Consider the following 18,559-nt stretch of genomic DNA (forward strand, 5'->3'; position numbering starts at 1 on the left):
TTATTAAATAAATGGCATATTCAAAATTTCAAGTATCTCAAGAGTTTATTGATCAAGCTCATATAAATCCAGAATTATATGAAAAACTATATAAGGAATCTTTAGAAAACCCAGAAAAATTTTGGGCAAAGCAAGCAAATCGTATTCACTGGGATAAACTTTTTACAAAAGCTTGTAATAGCAGCTTTGATCATGTTGATATTAAATGGTTTGAAGATGGCGAGCTTAATGTTTGTTATAACTGTATTGATAGACATATTCCAGAAAGAGCAAACCAGGTGGCATATATATGGCAGGCTGATAATCCTAAGAAATCTAAAAAGATTACATATAGAGAGTTATATCATCGTGTTTGTGAGATGGCCAATATCCTCGAAAATAATGATGTAAAAAAAGGCGATGTTGTAACTATTTATATGCCATTAGTACCTGAGTCTATATATGCAATGCTAGCATGTGCTCGTATTGGAGCAATACATTCGGTAGTATTTGGTGGCTTCTCTGCAGAATCTCTGAAACAGCGTATTATAAATGCCAAAAGTGATTTTGTAATAACAGTTGATGAAGCTGTTCGTTCAGGTAAAAGAATTCCAATGAAAGCTAGTGTTGATAAAGTAGTATCTGAAATTGAAGGCATTAGAAAAGTATTGGTAGTTAGAAATACTGAAAAAAGTGATATAAGCTGGAACGATAAGATAGATATAAACTATGCAGATGAGTTAAAGAAAGTATCAAATGAACATACTCCAAAATCATTTGCTGCGGAGACTCCTTTATTTATGCTATATACTTCTGGCTCAACTGGAGCACCAAAAGGTTTAGTACATACTTCAGGTGGGTATTTAGTATATTCAAGTATGACTCATAAACTTGTTTTTGATTATAAAGATCATGATGTTTATTGGTGTACGGCGGATATTGGTTGGATTACTGGGCATACTTATGTTGTGTATGGTCCACTTGCAAATGGCGCTACTTCTGTGATTTTTGAAGGTGTACCAACCTATCCAGATGCTTCGAGATTATGGCAAGAAGTTGATCAACATAATGTTAGTGTTTTATATACTGCACCAACGTTAGTTAGATCTTTGTTGAAGGTTGGTGATGAGTATCTTGAAAACACTCGCAGAAAATCCCTAAGAGTTTTGGGATCTGTAGGTGAGCCAATTAATCCAGAGGCTTGGAATTGGTTTGTAGAAAAGGCTGGTAATAATCAAGCTCCTTTGGTTGATACATGGTGGCAAACTGAAACAGGTGGGCATATGATAACACCACTTCCAGGTGCGCATAAGCTTAAAGCTGGTTCTGCTTCTAAGCCTTTCTTTGGTGTTGAGTTAGCATTATTAGATACAGATGGTAATGAAATACATGGTGTAGGTAAAGGTGCTCTTTGTGTCAAAAGAGCAACTCCTGGTATGGCAAGAACTATCTATGGAGATCATGATAGGTATTTACAAACATATTTCTCAAGTTTTAAAGGATATTATTTCTCAGGTGACGCTGCTAGGAGAGATGAAGATGGTTATATCTGGATAGAAGGGCGTATGGATGATGTAATCAATGTCTCTGGTCATAGAATGGCTACAGCAGAAATTGAAGCAGCGTTAAATACCCATGAAGCCGTTGCAGAAAGTGCAGTTGTAGGAATGCCTCATGACATTAAAGGTGAAGCTATTTATGTTTACTGCATCCTAAAAGAAGGTATAGATAGTGATGAAGAAACTTTTCAAGAGGTAAGAAAGTCTTTAGTTAAATATGTTCGTCAAGAAATAGGGCCTGTTGCTACTCCTGAAGTTATTCAGTTTACGCCAGAGCTACCAAAGACTCGTTCTGGTAAGATTATGCGTAGAATCTTAAGAAAGATAGCAGCAAAAGATTTTGATAATTTCGGTGATATCTCTACACTATTAAACCCAGATATAGTAGAGTATCTCAAAAATAATAGATAAAAATAATTATTATGAACACTTCTTTAGTTAAAGGATATATAAAAATAATCCTAGCTCTAGTTTTTTGGGCGAGCTTATATCATATTGCACCATTACCTCTTAGATATGTTGATATATATCTAGTTGGTTTAATTCGTTATGCTTTTGCGTCATTAATATTTATAGTGGTACACTTTTATTTTACTAAAACTTTTTTTCCTAGACTAAGTATAAGACAATGGGCTTATGTAATAGCTGTAGGCTTCTTTGGCGTATTTCTTTATAATATAACCTTCCTTTGGGCTGAGAAATTAATTTCAGGGAATATTGTCGCTATTATTTATGCTTTTACTCCTTGCTTGATTACTATCTTATCTAGTTATATCTTTAGCTTAAAAGTTAATCAACAAGCAAAGGTTGGTATATTAGTAGCATTATTAGGAACTATTGGAGTAGTTTTATTCTCAAATGGTGCATCAGAGTGTCTAAATGGCATACAAATTAATCTTGGTGAAGTTTTGAGTATACTTGCAGTTATATGCTTTGCAGCATATGCTATTTTAGGTAAATGCTGTGTTAGAGAGGGTGTTCATATGATAACTATTAATACCTATGGTGCAATAATAGGCATGATTATGTTTGGAATAGTTAGTTTATTCAAAGGAGATTTTAGCTCTCTTGCTCATACGGATCTTAAATTTTGGGGTAGCATGCTTTATATAGCTGCTTTTGCAACAGTTATAGCTTATGTTTGGTACTTAGGAGCATTAGAAGAAATAGGTGTATATAAAACAGCAGTCTTTCAGAATATGTTGCCATTTATGGTAATACTTATTGGCTTTCTATTTTATGGGGAGACTATCTCATCTTTATCGTTGATATTTGGAGGAGTAGTCTTTTTAGGAGTATATCTTACAAATGCTGCTGTGAATAAAAAATCAGGTTGTTAATCTCTTTCTTTCAGACTTTTCTTTTATAATTAATCCAACTATTAAACTCATTACAACTAACAGCCAAAGTCCAGTCATACCAGCAATCATCCAAACTGTTTGATAATTATTTAGGTATATAGTCTGTTCAAGTGTACCTCGAGTATCTTTCGGTAGCTCTTTTTCAATTTCACCATTTGGTTTGATAATTGAAGTAATACCATTACTAGTTGTAGTAAGTACATATTTAGCATTCTCTATAGCTCGAACTTGAGAAATTTGTAATTGTTGTTCACGAGCAATAGAATCACCAAACCAAGAGTCATCACTTATTACTGATATAACTTTAGCACCTTGAAGTTGTGCTCTTACTTGTTCAGGATAACCAACTTCATAACAAATAAAGTTTGCTAATGGAGAGCCAAATGCGCTCATAATTGGTTGTTGTGCTTTGCCTGCATTGAAGCTACTAAGTCCAACACTATCAACATAACCAAAGAACTTAATTGGGAAATATTCTCCAAAAGGAACTAGGTGATGCTTGTTATATGTACCTTGCCCTTTACCAATTATAATTGAACTGTTATATATTTTTGATTTAGTATCACTCTGATCTATGCTTAATGAACCAACTAAAATCGCATTATTGTTTTTATCTGCTATATCTGTAAGATTATTGAAATAAGAGCTCATATACTGTCTATAGTTTGGTATAGCATTCTCAGAAAGAATAATTAAAGAATCTTTATATTTATCAGCAGCATTCTCATAATATTTTTGCATTTTGGCAAAATTATCACGATCCCACTTAAAGCCTTGTACAAAATCTCCTTGTATTAACACTACTTTTTGAGGTTGATTTGTTTTTATTTGAGGCTGATTATGCTTAATAATTAAACCACCGGCAAAGAAAATACAAATAGTGATAATTACAGCAGTCGTTTTTCTTATACTAGTTTTATTGCATATAAAAAATGTGATTAAACAAGCAATAAATGCTACAAGATACGTAACTAAATATACACCACCAACATTAGCATACCAAACTATAGGAGACTCTGTTTGAGAGTAGCCAAGGGATACCCATGGGAAACCACCCCAAAGTAGATTTGCTTTAACAATTTCAAATAATGTCCATAATGCTGGATATATTAATAATTTAGCAAAATTATTAGCTTTTCTTGTAAGAATATAACTAAAAGTACCAAATGGAATTGTATGTAAAAAACTTAATAAAATCACTAAGGCAACAGCTGCTGATAATCCCGCCGCCATGGATTCTGTAAACAAATGAATACTTATATATACCCATGAGATACTTGTACCAAAAAAACCAAAGCCGAATAATGCAGATGTAAAAAATGCACTACGGATCTTTGTTGATTTATTTAGTAAATAGAAAAATATCACTAAAGATACTATAGCTAGTATATCTATTCTGAAAGGAGCAAATGCTAAAGTAAGTAGTGCACCACTTAATACAGGAGGGAGTATTTTAAATATTATTTTTTTCATTGTTTCTTAAATTTCTCGACTAAGATTTTAACTATTTTGCGACTATCGGCTTCTTGGATTGTAAATTTCAGGCCATCGACTACTATATTATCACCTTTTTGAGGTAGGCATTCTAAAGTTTGAATAATCATACCAGCAACAGTATCATAATCATTATCATCATCTATAGATGTGTTGAAGTATTCATTGAAGTCTTCTATAGATGTTGTAGCATCAATTACAAATCTATCATCAGCAATTTTGATAATATTTTCACTTGTGATATCAAACTCATCTTCAATATCACCAACGATCTCTTCAAGTACATCTTCAATTGTAACTAAGCCTGAAATTGCTCCATATTCATCAACAACTATTGCAATATGGTTTTGACTATTTTTAAAATCCTTAAGCATAGCGTTGAGTTTTTTTGTCTCAGGAATAAAGATAGCGGGGCGTAGAATATTTTTAATATCCTCAGCTTTTAGCTCTTCATTTTCAGTGGACTGAATTTCTTTTTCAAAGATTAATTTTAAAAGATCTTTTGAATGTAAAATACCTAAAACTTCAGATTTTTCTTCGCAGTATACAGGTAGCCTTGTATGACTCGAGTTAATAGTTTTTTCAAGAATTTCAGAAACTGACATGGCCATATCAACAGCGACAATCTTAGTGTGAGATATCATGATATCTCCAACATCTAAAGATGATATTTCCATGGCACCAAGAAGCATATTTTGTGACGTTTTATCAATTACTTCATTCTCAGCAGCTTTATTAATAGCTTCTATAAGGGCATTTTCTGATTTAATATTGAAAATACTTGATGTGATTTTTTTTAAAAAGGGATTGCTCTCTGACATTTATTAGTTCTCTTGCATAATATATGGGTTATCAATCGCTAGTTTAGCAAGTAATTCTATTTCTATTCCTTCCATTTCTTCTGCTTCTTTATCATTTATATGATCATAACCAAGAAGATGTAATAAGCCATGAATAAAAATATGTTGCCAATGATGCTCTAGCTTTTTATGCTGTTCTAGAGCTTCAGCTTCTAATACTTTTGGTGCAATGACAATATCACCTAAAAAATCACTAGCTATATCTTCTGGTAAACCTTCAGGTTTTTCAAATTCAAAAGAGATAATATTAGTAGGTTTATCTTTATTTCTAAATTGTTTATTTATCTCTTGAATTTCATTATTAGAAATAATACTGACATTAACTTCAGCTTGTTTGAGATTGTGTTTGTTAGCGACAAGTTCGAAGCATCTTAGAAGTAAGTCTTGACTGGGGATAGGGTATTCATCATCGTTGATGATATTTAGAATTAAATTATCCATTTTTGATATTCTCTTCATGCTTATCATAAGCATTTACAATCTTTTGAACTATTTGATGACGCACAATATCAACAGACTTCAAATGAGATATAGCAACACCTTCAATATTATCAAGAATTGATAAAGCATGCTTTAGTCCAGATGTGACATTCTTAGGTAAGTCAACCTGTGTAATATCACCTGTAATAACTGCGGTGGTATTAAACCCAATTCTTGTTAAGAACATTTTCATCTGCTCTTTTGTAGTATTTTGACTTTCATCTAATACGATAAATGAGTCATTAATCGTTCTACCACGCATATATGCAAGCGGAGCAATTTCAATTGCTTGCTTTTCAATCAATTTAGTGACCTTCTCAACCCCCATAAAGTCAAATAACGCATCATACATTGGACGAAGATAAGGGTCAATTTTTTGAGTTAGGTCGCCTGGTAAAAAACCTAGCTTTTCACCAGCCTCAACAGCAGGGCGCACAAGTACAATTCTTCTAACTTCACCTTTTTCATAAGCTGCTACAGCACAGGCAATAGCCATATATGTTTTACCAGTACCAGCAGGCCCTACTCCAAATGTCACAAAGTTATTTTTGATATTATCAAGATAAACAGCTTGATTTTGAGTACGAGCCTTGAGCTTTTTACTTCTAAGTTGAACCTCAGCTTCTTCTACTTTTCTTTTTGACTTTTTCGAATTAACTTTCTCTTTAGCAGTAGCATTCAAGATTGTTGTAATTTGTTCTAAATCTAGCTCAGTATTTCCAGCCAAAATTTCAGCATAGCATGATTTGATAAATCTTTTTGCTTGAGTATTATTTGTACTAGAATCGCTTGTGATTTCAAACTCATCTGCGCGGTGTTTGATTTCAACATGGAAGTAGTTTTCGATAGCGCGAATATTTTCGTCAAGATTGCCACAAAGTAGCATCATAGAATCATAGTTATATGGTTCAAGAACAAATTGAGTTTTATTCATATATTAAATGAGCTCTCCTCTTAGAGAATTTGGTAAGCTTTCTGTTATTTTAACCTTTGTAAACTTACCAATCAAAGATTTATCGCCTTTGAAATTAACAATTCGGTTATTTTCTGTTCTGCCAGCCAAGATATTTTCATCTTTTTTAGATGATCCCTCTACCAAGATATTTTGTTCTGTACCAACCATTTGTCTAGAGATGATTTGAGAATTACTATTTAGTAAATCTTGTAATCTCTTTAATCTATCCTTTTTAACTTCCATCGGAGTATCATCAGGTAAATCAGCAGCAGGTGTACCAGGGCGTTTACTATATATAAAACTAAATGACTGGTCAAAGTTTACATCTTTTACTAGATCAAGAAGCTTTTGGAAATCTTCTTCTGTCTCTCCAGGAAAACCAACAATAAAGTCAGAGGAGATTGTAATATCTGGACGGATAGCTCTTAGTTTTCTAATCTTTTGCTTAAATTCTAAGATAGTATGATTTCTTTTCATATTAGTAAGAACTCTATCTGAACCATGCTGAACTGGTAAGTGTAGGTGATTTGCAAGCTCTGGAACACTTCCATAAGCATCTATAAGATTCTGTGAGAATTCAACAGGATGAGAAGTTTGGAATCTAATTCTATCAATACCATCAATCTCTGCAATAAAATGAATTAATAATGCTAAATCTGCAGTTTCACCATTTTCCATTGGGCCTAAGTAGTGGTTTACATTCTGACCAAGTAGAGTAATTTCTCTAACTCCTTGTTCAGCTAATGCAGCACATTCACCTAATACATCTTCAAAGGGCCTATTTACTTCAGGGCCTCGAGTGTAAGGTACTACACAGTATGAACAGTATTTATCACAGCCTTCCATAATAGATACAAATGCCTTAGTTCCTTCAGCTTTTGGCTCTGGTAAAAAGTCAAATTTTTCAACTTCTGGGAATGAAATATCTACTTGAGATTTTTGAGTTTGATTTTTTTGTTTAATCATCTCAGGAAGTCTGTGAATAGTTTGAGGTCCAAATACTAGATCAACAAAGGGTGCTCTTTTAATAATATTTTCACCTTCTTGAGATGCGACACAACCACCTACACCTATTACTAGATTTTCATTTTTTTTCTTAAGATTCTTCCATCTACCTAATTGATGGAACACTTTCTCTTGAGCTTTTTCACGAATAGAGCAAGTATTAATTAAAATAATATCTGCCTCTTTATAATCATCAGTTTTTGTTGTGATGTAATGCTCATTAAGTACTTCGTGCATTTTTTGCGAGTCGTACTCGTTCATTTGGCAGCCTAAAGTTTTTATAAAAACTTTTTTTTCTTCTTTCATTTTATTCAAAACCTTTAAATTTAAATATTTATCTTATTGGTTATTTATAAGATACTTTTTATAGTAAAATTGGCACAAATTTTATCACAAAAAATATTTAAAAGCACTTTTGCAGTGTGGACTAATTATTTGCATTAATGCAAAATACTAAGAACTTTTATAAAAACTAATCTCAGATGAAGCAAAATCAGTTTACTCAAGATGATATTTGGCAATATTGTCTTGATCATACTAGTAACTTATCTTGTAATCTTAATCAATTGGCAAATAATACAAAAGAAAGTGTTCATGGTTCTCAAATGCTATCTGAGCAAATAGTCACCAAACTTTTACAATTTTTTGTATTCACAACTCAAGCTAAAATATGTGTAGATGTGGGGACATTTACAGGAATGTCAGCTATAGCTATGGCAGAAGCAGCTCCAGATGCTAAAATTTATACTTTTGATAGACCAAATCAATCTGGTGAGAATTTGGCAAGGCAGTTTATAGGTAAATATCCTAATATTACATATTGTGAAGGTGATGCAGTTGATTTGCTTTCTAGTCTACCAAATAATGTAGATATCGCTTTTATTGATGCGGATAAAAAGCAAACACAAAACTATTTTGATATCTTGATTGAGAAACTGTCAGATAGAGGGTTAATAATTGTCGATGATATTTTATGGCGAGGTGAAGTTATAAACCCTCAAGATAAAAGAGCTAAAGCATTAGATGATTTTAATAAATATGTTAATCAGCGTGATGATGTGGAAACTCTTGTTCTACCAATCCGTCATGGTGTAAATATTATAAGAAAGGTTTTATAGAAATGGCAAAATTGTATTTTAGATACTCAGCAATGGATGCTGGTAAAACATTAGATCTTCTAAAGGTGGCATACAACTACGAGGATAGGGGCAGAAAACCTTTAGTTTTAACATCAGCTATAGATAAAAGAGCAGGGCTTAACAAAGTTAAATCTCGTATTGGTATAGATCAAGATGCATACTCTTTAACTGATAAAGATAATATTTTTGATTTTATTAAAGATTATAATTATAAAACTCATATAGATTGTATATTGATAGATGAAATACATTTTTTCACACAGGAGCAAGTTTGGCAGTTATCAGAAATTGTTGATAATTTAAATATCCCAGTTATTTGTTATGGTTTGCGTACCAATTATTTAGGCCAGCCATTTGAAACAGCATCATTACTGTTAGCCATTGCAGATACTCTTGAAGAGGTTAAAACAATTTGTCACTGTGGCAAAAAAGCTAGTTTTAATATGATGGTGCAAAATGGTAAAGCAATTAAAGAGGGAAACCCAATAGTTGTAGATGATGATTCTTTAAAAGAAATAGATACAAAATATGTATCCGTTTGTCGTAGACATTGGAAAGATGGAATTTATAAGTAAATAGTAAAAATCTTTGATTTTATATTAGTCAATAAGCATCAAAATATGTTTAGCATTTCTTACACCTAAATCAGCTGCCTTTTTATAATAGTACATTGCTTTTTCTTTATTATAAGGTACACCATTTTTTTCTTCATTATAGTATAAAGTAGCTAGTTTGTAATATGCAGGACCATATCCTTCATTAGCAGCTTTATTAAAATATTTCAGAGCAGTTTTATATTCCTTAGTGTTATAGTAATACTCACCAACATAATACATAGCGTAAACATCACCATTTTTAGCTGCTTGCTCAAGTTTATAGAACTGCCTAAAGTCACCTTTCTGGGCAAACACTTGCATTCTTTGTATTTTTTCTTGGTGTGTTAGTTCAATTTGATCTTGCTTTTGTGGTTGTTGTTGAGTTTGCTCTTGGTCAGCTTCACTTTCTTTTTCTATTTCTTCAACCTGTGTTTGAGGATCTACAGATGTGATTGAATGTATTTTAGGTTCAAATACAGATTTCTTAGGATTTATATTATCCATAATGCTATTTAATATATCGTGAGTAAATTTACTTGTATCGTTGTAATAATAATAAACAATACCTTCGTATTTGTTGATGTTTGTATCCTTAGCAAAATCAAACTTTAAAGAAGACTTATTATGTTTGTATTTTGATAATCTGATTAAATCATCTGCATAACTAAGTTCTGAGTTACTATAAGATTTTAGGAAATCTGTATCTATTTCCACATTCATAATTTCTTTATAAAAGTCTTGTAGCTCAACCTCACCAACATTGAAAAGATTGATGTAAGTTAGGCCTGTTAATGTCTTAATATCTTGTTTTGGTAAAGATAGACCTACATTTCTTTTGTAGTCAATTTGCTTTTCTCTATTAACTTTTTCTAGAGCTATTTGCTTTTGTCTTTCTTCTTCTTCCTTTTGAGCTTTCTTTTCTTTTTCAATTTCAGCTAATCGCTGCTGCTTTACTAGCTTTTCAACATTGACTATTTCTTTTTTAGCTAATTCTGACACCTGTGGATCAGAGCTATATAATAATGTTTGCCATAACATTAAAGCTCGATAGTTATCGCCATCCTTGGTGAAGTTACGAGCCTGAACAATAATAGCTGGCTCATATCCCTGTGCTGCTGCAGTTGCTAGATATTTATTTTTTACAGTAGGGTCTGCTTCTTTTATTTGATCAGATTTATATGCTAGATATATTTCATAAAGTATTTCTGAATCTACGATAGACATTAATCTATTATTGGATTCTATCAGTTCAGCTAGTGTAACAATAGCTTGCTTATTACCTAGATCATATGATTTTTTAAAGTAATCAATAGCCTTTTTACTACTTTTATTAACCCCGTTACCATCACGGTATAGAGTTGCTATTTGGTAATATGCTTGAGGGTTAGAATCGGAAGTTGCTTTTTTATAATACTTATACGCATCAGAGTAATCAGTATTTGTACCTAAACCATATTGATACATATATCCTAAATAGAAATAATCTTCAGAAGTTGCATCATTGTCGTCTACTAAGTCTTTTAAAAGTAAAAAGGCTTTTTTGTAGCCTTGAGAGTTTTTGTTTTCAATATCTGAGATAGCTGTGGCGTGATCTGCCAAAAAGACTTGATGTTTATAACTAATATAACTATTTATACCTAAAGCACAACTACCTACAACTCCCACTGTAACTAGAGCTTTAATTATGTTTTTTTTGTTAAGAGTTATGGAACCAATTTTTTTGGGTTCTTTAGGTGTATTATCTTGCTCAGACATTGATTATAGTTTCTAATAAAGTACTAACTAGATTATATAATAGCTTTATCTTATATTTAAGGCAATTACAGATTTTTATTTAACTCTTCGTGCTCTTTAGCTAGTTGTTCTTTTTCAGCTTGTATAATTTCAGTATCTTCTAGTGATAGTTTACCAAAGTGTCCAGCTCTGAAATCATGAACTATATTTTTAGCGGCTTGTTTTATGTTGAAATTAGTCTTAGCTCCTGAGATATCTTTTATTATCTCTTGCGGGTGTTTTTCTAGTAAATCTTTTTGTGTAATAAAGCTATAGCGGGTTAGAAAGTTTTTAGTATTTTTTTCTTTAAGAAAATTCAATAAATAACAAGCAGTACCTTCATAATCCATAGCAGTATCACGAATAGAGCCAATACTTGCAATTCTAAAACCACTAGCTTCACTTTTAGGGCTTGGAAACATAATCCCAGGTGTATCAAATATCATAAAGTTTTTGCTAATATCTATACGCTGTTGTAATTTAGTTACAGCTGGCTCATTTCCAGTTTTAGCAACTTTACGACCTGCAAGCTTATTTATCATTGTTGATTTACCAACATTTGGCAGACCGAATATAATTGCTCTAATTGGTTTAAGAACCGTGCCTCTATTTGGACATTTCTTTTGAGCAAGTTCAATTATTTTTTTGACAATGTTTTTATCTTGTAAAGTATTTACTGCAATAGCACTGCCTTGATAGTAGTTTAGCCATTCCTTAGTGGTCTTTGGATCAGCTAAATCATTTTTTGATAAAATTTTTATAATAGGCTTATCACCAACAATCTCTTCTAAAACATGATTACTACTTGAATCAGGAATACGTGCATCGACAATTTCAATAGCAATATCAATAGATGGCATTTTTTTGCGAAACTCTTTAGTAGCTTTGTGCATATGCCCAGGAAACCAATGTAACATTGTAGATAAAAATAATAAATTTGGTTAATATAAAACAAGATTTTACCCATTAGAGATTTTATATGCAAAGCTATATTCTAAAGTCTGCCAAAATTTATGGTGAAAATGATTTTGAATACAAAGATATAGTAGTCAAAGATAAAAAAATATTTGCTATTAAGGAAGATGTAAAAGCAGAAGATTTTAATTTGCCAGTCATTGAATTAAGCTCTGATGATTATGTGATTCCAGGATTTTTGGATATTCATATACATGGCTCAAAAGGTGCTGATGTTATGGATGGAGATGTTGATGCATTAGATGTGATTTCAAAATCAATTTATAAGCAGGGTGTCACAAGTTATCTTGCTACAACTATGACAGCATCAAATGAAGATATCTTAAAATCGATGAATGCAATCAAAACTTATAATTTAAAAGAGCATAATGAAAGTGCAAAAATTGCAGGAGTTCATTTAGAAGGGCCATTTATCTCACCAGGTAAGATTGGTGCGCAAAATCCAAATTATCTCCAAGAGGTAGATGTAACTAAAATGGCTAATTGGCACTTAGCTTGTGATAGTTTAGTGAAAAAAATCACAATAGCCCCAGAAATAAAAAATGCTCATAAAGTAATAGAGTTTTGTAATAGTCAAAATATAATAAGCTCTATAGGTCATACAAGTTGTACAATGGCTCAGGCTTTAAATGCAATAGAGCATGGTTGTAGTCATGCTACACACTTATTTAATGCAATGAGTCCTATTGAACACCGTAAACCTGGTGCTGCAACAGCTTTATTGATGTCAAAAAAAGTTTTAGCTGAGTTGATAGTCGATGGTATACATTTACACCCTGATATGGTCAAATTTACCTATGAAATAAAAGGTTCTGATAATATTGCTTTAGTAACGGATGCTATGTCAGCTCAAAATGCTGGAGAGGGTATATTTGAGTTGGGCGGACAAAAAGTTATCGTTAAAAATGGTGAGGCTAGGCTTGAGAATGGTGTGTTAGCAGGTAGTGTTTTGACTATGAATAAGGCATTGGAAAATATTCTGAAATTTACAAACTGTAGCTTGCACAATGCTGTTAAAATGACAAGTACAAACCAAGCTAAATCACTAGGCTTCAAAAAAGGTCAAATTAAAGTTGGTTTTGATGCGGAGTTTGTGATTTTAGACAAGAATTATCAAGTTAAGCAGGTTGTTAATTAAAATGAATTTTTTAGTATTAGATACTTCAAGTAAATATTGCTCAGTTGCCTTATCAATAAATGGACAAGTTTATAACGATACAAGAGAAATTCCTCGCCAGCATAATAAATACCTTTTAGGAATGATAAAAGGTGTATTTGATAAAGCTGGTATTGATAAAAAATCTTTGGACTTTATAGCTTATGGAGTGGGACCTGGTAGCTTTGTTGGTGTAAGACTTGCTGCAGCTGTTTGTCAAGGTTTTGCTGTTGGATTAGATATTCCTATAGTAGGTTTCTCAAGTATGTTTGCTATAGCAAAAAGTTTTGCTAGTGAATCAGAAAAAGTAGCGGTTATTCTTGATGCTAAGATGGGAGACTTTTATTTAGGCTTGTATGATATATCAAAAGATGAAATTACCTCTGAAAATGTTTATAAATTAGATGAATATTCTCCAAAATTATATGCTGATTATAAGCTAATTGGTGAGTCTATTGCAGAGTTAGATATTCAAAAGGAAGACTTTAAACTAGATGTTGGTAATGTGGTTGAATATGTTGCTAAACAGTATGAAATACAAAAAAGTCAGAATAAGCTAACCCAAGAGACCTTTCCAATATATCTGCGAGGAACCAGTCATTGGAAAACTAAGGAGTAACTCTAATGTGTAGGTGGATAATGTATCATGGCGAAAAGATCAAAATGAGTGACCTTCTCGTAGATCCAGAGAATTCTTTAATACATCAAAGTATACATTCATCACAAGGAGTAGTACCTGTTAATGGCGATGGCTTTGGAATTGGATGGTATACAAATCTACATAAAGAGCCAGGTATTTACAAAGATCCACTACCAGCATGGCGCAATCAAAATCTTATATCTATAGCAAAACATATTAAAAGTAGGAATTTTATGGCGCATGTTCGTGCTGGTACGATTGCTCCAACATCACATTTAAACTGTCATCCATTTGTTTTTAAAAACCAAATGTTTATGCATAATGGCTCAATTGGTAATTTTGATAATATTAGACAAGAAATAGAGCAATTAATAAAACCAGAGTATTTTAAAATACGATATGGCTCTACAGATTCAGAAGCCTTATTTTTGCTAGCGTTATCAAATGATTTAGAGAATGATCCTAAATCAGCTATAGTTAAATCAATAGAGCAAATCCAAAAGATTCAACGCAAAAATGGTTTAGAAGAAAAAGTTAAAGCTAGTATGGCATATTCAAGTGGAGAAACATCTTATTCGTTAAAAATTTCTACCATTGCTAATCAGCCATCGTTATACTATATGAATTATGAAGATATTTTAGTAACACTTAATCTACCTTTAAAAGAGCGTTATAGAAATAGTTTTGTTGTATTATCAGAGCCTTTAGTAAACTCTGATTTATACAGGTATGTAGACAATTATTCGTGTATTGAAATTACACAAAATAAGTTTAATGTGCAAAAGTTATAAGGAACAAAAATGGCATCGCTAAATACAAAGATTCAAAATGTTTCAACTTCACCAACTAATGCTATGGCAGCATTAGCAAAACAGATTAAAGATGAAGGCAATGATGTAGTCTCACTTGCTATCGGAGAGCCTGGATTTAGTACTCCAGATGTAGTTAAGCAGGCAGGTATTGAGGCTATAAATACTAATATTACAAAGTATACAAATGTTGATGGTTTGAAAGAGCTTCGTGAAGCTATAGTTGCTCGCTACAAAAAGATGTATGGTGTTAACTTTACTGCAGATCAAGTTTGTGTAACATCAGGTGCTAAGCATAGCTTACATAATATTTTTAACTGTATTTTAGAAGAGGGCGATGAGGCAATTTTCTTTGCACCATATTGGGTCTCTTATCCTGATATGATTGCTCTAACAGGAGCTAAGCCTGTAGCAGTAGAAACTAAGTTTGAAAATAATTTTGAAATAGATGTCACAGAACTAGAAAAGCATATTACGGATAAAACAAAAGCTGTAATTATTAATTCACCAAATAATCCTACAGGTTTGATTTATTCAAAAAAATGTATTGAGGACTTAGCAAACCTTCTAAGAAAGTATCCAAATATTTGGATAATTGGTGATGATATTTATGATCAACTTTTCTTTAAAGAGAGAATGACTTTGATAACAGAAGTTGCTCCTGATTTAGCAGACAGATATGTAATAGCAAGTGGAGTATCAAAAAACTTTGCAATGACTGGTTGGAGAGTTGGTTTTACAATTGCTCCTAAGCTTCTAAATGATGCAATGAAAAAGTTCCAATCTCAATCTGCCACTTGTGCTTGTTCTGTTTCTCAATATGCAGCTATTACAGCAATGAATATGCCAGCAGAAGATTTACTATATTTTGCACAGTCTTATCAAGAAAAAGCACAGTTCGTTACTAAATGTTTAAAGGAAATTCCTTATATTGATGTTAAAAGTGCTGATGGTACTTTTTATCTTTTCCCTGATTTGAGAGAACTAATCAAACATACTAACTTTAAAGATGATGCAGAGCTTTGTAGCGCTTTATTAAAAGAAGAGTATGTTGCTATGATGCCAGGTGTTGCATTTGGATTATCAGGTTTTGCTAGAATTAGTTGTGCTAATGAGATGTCTGAGCTTGAAAAAGCAATGGATAGATTAGCTAAATTCATTAATCGACACATCAAATAATTACTGCTACAATCAATTATTATTTCTTTTTATAAAAATTCTTATGAAAAAATGTGGTTATATTTCAATTATAGGTAGACCAAATGTTGGTAAATCTACTTTATTAAATAATATTCTAAAATATAAAGTTAGTATTACTTCACGAAAACCTCAAACAACTAGACATCAAATTACGGGTGTTAAGACTCTTGGAGATACTCAGTTTATATATGTAGATACTCCAGGTATTCATATCAAAGAGCCTAAAGCTATCAATAAGTTTATGAATAAAGCTGCTACAACTATGGTTAAAGATGTTGATGTGATCTTATTTGTAGTAGAAATGGGTAAATGGACTGAGCTTGAAGATAATATCGTTGAGAAATTAAAACATTCCCAAGTTCCTATATTTCTTGTAGTCAACAAGGTTGATAAGAAAAAATCCATGGAAGCCTCTATGTTTATAGAGTCTATAAAAGAAAAGTTATCATTTTATGATGTGATTTATGTCTCTGCTAAGCAGGGTCATAATGTTAATGAGCTTGAATCAAGAATTGAGAAGCTTCTACCAGAGTCTGAATACTTTTTCTACGAAGATGATCAAGTTACAGATAGAAGTATTAAATTTTTAGTTTCTGAGATTATCCGTGAAAAAATTATGCGAACTATAGGTAATGAGGTTCCCTATCAAATAGCTGTTGAGATTGACAGTTTTAAGGTTGACGAAGAGAAAAAGATTGTTGATATTTATGCAAGTATTCTTGTTGAGCGAGATAGCCAAAAAGGTATTGTGATTGGTGCTAAAGGAGTTAAGCTTAAAAAGATTGGTACAGACTCGCGTATAGATATTGAAAGATTGGTTGATATGAAAGTTAATCTTAAGACTCATGTTAAAGTTAAAAGTGGTTGGTCTGATGATGATAGGGCACTTAAGTCCCTAGGATATGATTTAATGTAGCTTTTTTTCAATGCAATTAGAAATCAAAAAATCCCGAAAATACCGAACTTTAGTCTATTTTTGTTTGGTTTTTATTACTAGCTGTATTATTGGTGCATATTTTCACAATAATATGCTTCTTTATTTAGGTTTTTTCTTAATATTTCTCTCAATATTTTTTGAATTAAGAAGTAACAAATTATCCATTGACGCAATTATTCTACCTGGCGATCCTGATGAAAATTCATTGAAGTTTATTATTGATGATAAAGAAAGTGATTTCTGGCTGATTAAAAAGCATATTATTATTAATGGATGGATTTATTTATATGCTATACAGCAAGGCTCGAATAAAAAAATAAAAATATGGTTACATAAATCTAATTTTATGAATATTAACCATATTCGAGATTTGGCAAAACAGCTTATGTTTGGTGAGAAGTAAATGAATAAAGAGAAATTGAAACTTTCTATAGCATTAGGTTTGGGCAATATATTTGAATATTATGATTTCATTATATATGCTCTTATGTCTCCATATATTAGTAAAAATTTTTTCCCAACTGATATTGGATGGCTTACTAATTTAAATACATTTCTAGTTTTTGCTATAGGGTATTTGGTTAGACCTCTTGGGGGGTGTCTTATTTGGCTTTTTAGGAGATTTAGTAAGTAAATATAAGATATTAATACTTTCTATGCTAATGATGGGAAGCTCTTCAGTGCTTATTGCTTTTTTACCTGGATATAATTATTGGGGTTATTATTCAATTATTTTACTTGTTGTGTTTCGTATTATGCAAGGGATTGGGATGGGAGCAGAGCTTCCTAACTCTCTTTCGTTACTAAATGAGAAATTAAGGGGTTATAAAGCAAGTAAATATTTTAGTATTATAGGTATTTCATTTCCTATTGGAACTATTGTTGCATCATTAAGTATTAACTTTATAAGTATTATATTTACTGAAACTCAAATTAATGATTGGGCATGGAGATTAATATTTTTGTTTGGTGGATGTGTTGCATTTATAATCTTCTATGCTAGAAAAATAATCTTGAATAATATCGAACAAGAGGATCGCAGAACTGTAGCACGAGAGTTGTTTGGAACACTTAGAAAACAAGTACTACAAATAATATTAATGGTCGGAATAATATTTGTTCCTGGAAGCTTAATAATTCAAGCTTTTTTTTATATATCATACTTTATAAGTGAGAAAGCAATATCAAGCGAATTTGTATATTTTAGTTTTTCATTATCTTTGATAGTGATGATCTTTTCTATTATCTTTTTTGGGTATATTGCTGAATATATAGGTAAGGTAAAAACTTTAGCAATTTCTTTTATAGCAGTGTCAATTATTGCAATACCTCTTTTTGAAATGGCAATTAATCCTTCAGAAATTAAAATACTAATGTTCTTTATTATTCAAAAGATATTTGTAGGTTGTATGATTGCTTGTTATTTACCTTTGGTTGTAGAGGTGTTCCCAACTTCTATTAGTACTACAGCTTCTGCAATTAGTTATAATTTTGCGGCGATATTGGCTAGTCTAACACCAAGTTTGCTGCTTGTATTGATTCATGAGCTAGGTTATTCAAGTGTAGGATATTTCTATATGACCATAACAATTATCGGTGTGTTTTTCCTATTTTTTTTGTCTAAAATGGTCAGTAAATAAT

19 protein-coding genes are annotated in these 18,559 nt (G+C 31.8%); 12 read left to right on the forward strand and 7 right to left on the reverse strand.

Features of this window, described 5'->3' with window-relative positions:
• Window positions 1–11: 11 nt before the first annotated feature.
• Window positions 12–1,949 (forward strand): acetate--CoA ligase, encoded by a 1,938-nt coding sequence (gene acs / locus QI37_RS00285; RefSeq protein WP_040007505.1) that lies wholly within the window; start codon window positions 12–14, stop codon window positions 1,947–1,949.
• An 11-nt stretch (window positions 1,950–1,960) separates the two neighbouring features.
• A complete protein-coding gene (locus tag QI37_RS00290; protein ID WP_040007507.1) occupies window positions 1,961–2,878 on the forward strand; it encodes a DMT family transporter in 918 nt (305 codons plus the stop codon).
• Here the strand turns inward: QI37_RS00290 and lnt are convergent.
• The 5 genes from lnt to miaB are packed head-to-tail and all read right to left on the reverse strand — an operon-like array spanning window position 2,867 to window position 7,999.
• Entirely contained in the window at window positions 2,867–4,372 is a 1,506-nt protein-coding gene (gene lnt, locus QI37_RS00295) for an apolipoprotein N-acyltransferase (protein ID WP_040007509.1), read from the reverse strand. The two genes, QI37_RS00290 and lnt, sit on opposite strands and share 12 nt — an antisense overlap.
• On the reverse strand, window positions 4,369–5,214 hold the full coding sequence (locus QI37_RS10185; RefSeq protein WP_040007511.1) for a CorC family transporter: 846 nt from the start codon (window positions 5,212–5,214) through the stop codon (window positions 4,369–4,371). The genes lnt and QI37_RS10185 overlap by 4 nt, the downstream gene beginning before the upstream one ends.
• Window positions 5,215–5,217: 3 nt before the next feature.
• On the reverse strand, window positions 5,218–5,694 hold the full coding sequence (ybeY, locus tag QI37_RS10190) for an rRNA maturation RNase YbeY (protein WP_040007513.1): 477 nt from the start codon (window positions 5,692–5,694) through the stop codon (window positions 5,218–5,220).
• The gene (locus QI37_RS00310; RefSeq protein WP_040007515.1) at window positions 5,687–6,667 is read right to left on the reverse strand and encodes a PhoH family protein; all 981 of its coding nucleotides are present in this window, start codon (window positions 6,665–6,667) and stop codon (window positions 5,687–5,689) included. Before QI37_RS00310 ends, ybeY begins: the two co-directional genes overlap by 8 nt.
• Before the next feature lie 3 nt (window positions 6,668–6,670).
• Window positions 6,671–7,999: a tRNA (N6-isopentenyl adenosine(37)-C2)-methylthiotransferase MiaB gene (gene miaB, locus QI37_RS00315; protein WP_040007516.1), complete on the reverse strand. Its 1,329-nt coding sequence runs from the start codon at window positions 7,997–7,999 to the stop codon at window positions 6,671–6,673.
• Window positions 8,000–8,175: 176 nt separating this feature from the next.
• Between miaB and QI37_RS00320 the strand changes: the two genes are divergently transcribed.
• Entirely contained in the window at window positions 8,176–8,811 is a 636-nt protein-coding gene (locus tag QI37_RS00320; RefSeq protein ID WP_040007517.1) for an O-methyltransferase, read from the forward strand.
• A gap of 2 nt (window positions 8,812–8,813) precedes the next feature.
• The gene (locus QI37_RS00325) at window positions 8,814–9,407 is read left to right on the forward strand and encodes a thymidine kinase (protein WP_040007519.1); all 594 of its coding nucleotides are present in this window, start codon (window positions 8,814–8,816) and stop codon (window positions 9,405–9,407) included.
• Between the two features lie 24 nt (window positions 9,408–9,431).
• On the opposite strand, the gene QI37_RS00330 is transcribed toward QI37_RS00325, so the two are convergent.
• Window positions 9,432–11,183: a tetratricopeptide repeat protein gene (locus tag QI37_RS00330; RefSeq protein ID WP_040007521.1), complete on the reverse strand. Its 1,752-nt coding sequence runs from the start codon at window positions 11,181–11,183 to the stop codon at window positions 9,432–9,434.
• 65 nt (window positions 11,184–11,248) lie between these two features.
• Window positions 11,249–12,118, reverse strand: coding sequence for a ribosome biogenesis GTPase YlqF (ylqF, locus tag QI37_RS00335; RefSeq protein WP_040007523.1), 870 nt, complete (start codon window positions 12,116–12,118; stop codon window positions 11,249–11,251).
• 62 nt (window positions 12,119–12,180) lie between these two features.
• Between ylqF and nagA the strand changes: the two genes are divergently transcribed.
• The 8 genes from nagA to QI37_RS00375 are packed head-to-tail and all read left to right on the forward strand — an operon-like array spanning window position 12,181 to window position 18,558.
• Window positions 12,181–13,314 carry an N-acetylglucosamine-6-phosphate deacetylase gene (nagA, locus tag QI37_RS00340; RefSeq protein WP_040007525.1) on the forward strand — a complete coding sequence of 378 codons (1,134 nt, stop codon included), beginning with the start codon at window positions 12,181–12,183 and terminating at the stop codon, window positions 13,312–13,314.
• Between the two features lies 1 nt (window position 13,315).
• Window positions 13,316–13,951, forward strand: coding sequence for a tRNA (adenosine(37)-N6)-threonylcarbamoyltransferase complex dimerization subunit type 1 TsaB (gene tsaB, locus QI37_RS00345; RefSeq protein ID WP_040007526.1), 636 nt, complete (start codon window positions 13,316–13,318; stop codon window positions 13,949–13,951).
• Between the two features lie 5 nt (window positions 13,952–13,956).
• Complete coding sequence (locus tag QI37_RS00350; RefSeq protein WP_040007528.1) at window positions 13,957–14,763, forward strand: class II glutamine amidotransferase; 807 nt, start codon at window positions 13,957–13,959, stop codon at window positions 14,761–14,763.
• Between the two features lie 9 nt (window positions 14,764–14,772).
• Window positions 14,773–15,960 carry a pyridoxal phosphate-dependent aminotransferase gene (locus QI37_RS00355; protein WP_040007530.1) on the forward strand — a complete coding sequence of 396 codons (1,188 nt, stop codon included), beginning with the start codon at window positions 14,773–14,775 and terminating at the stop codon, window positions 15,958–15,960.
• A gap of 43 nt (window positions 15,961–16,003) precedes the next feature.
• Window positions 16,004–16,897 carry a GTPase Era gene (era, locus tag QI37_RS00360; RefSeq protein WP_040007532.1) on the forward strand — a complete coding sequence of 298 codons (894 nt, stop codon included), beginning with the start codon at window positions 16,004–16,006 and terminating at the stop codon, window positions 16,895–16,897.
• A gap of 10 nt (window positions 16,898–16,907) precedes the next feature.
• Complete coding sequence (locus QI37_RS00365) at window positions 16,908–17,321, forward strand: hypothetical protein (protein WP_040007534.1); 414 nt, start codon at window positions 16,908–16,910, stop codon at window positions 17,319–17,321.
• The gene (locus QI37_RS00370) at window positions 17,322–17,552 is read left to right on the forward strand and encodes a hypothetical protein (RefSeq protein ID WP_040007535.1); all 231 of its coding nucleotides are present in this window, start codon (window positions 17,322–17,324) and stop codon (window positions 17,550–17,552) included.
• A complete protein-coding gene (locus QI37_RS00375) occupies window positions 17,509–18,558 on the forward strand; it encodes an MFS transporter (protein ID WP_158409057.1) in 1,050 nt (349 codons plus the stop codon). Before QI37_RS00370 ends, QI37_RS00375 begins: the two co-directional genes overlap by 44 nt.
• Window position 18,559: the final 1 nt, after the last annotated feature.

It is taken from the genome of Candidatus Francisella endociliophora, from assembly GCF_000764555.1.
GTDB classification, from domain to species: domain Bacteria; phylum Pseudomonadota; class Gammaproteobacteria; order Francisellales; family Francisellaceae; genus Francisella; species Francisella endociliophora.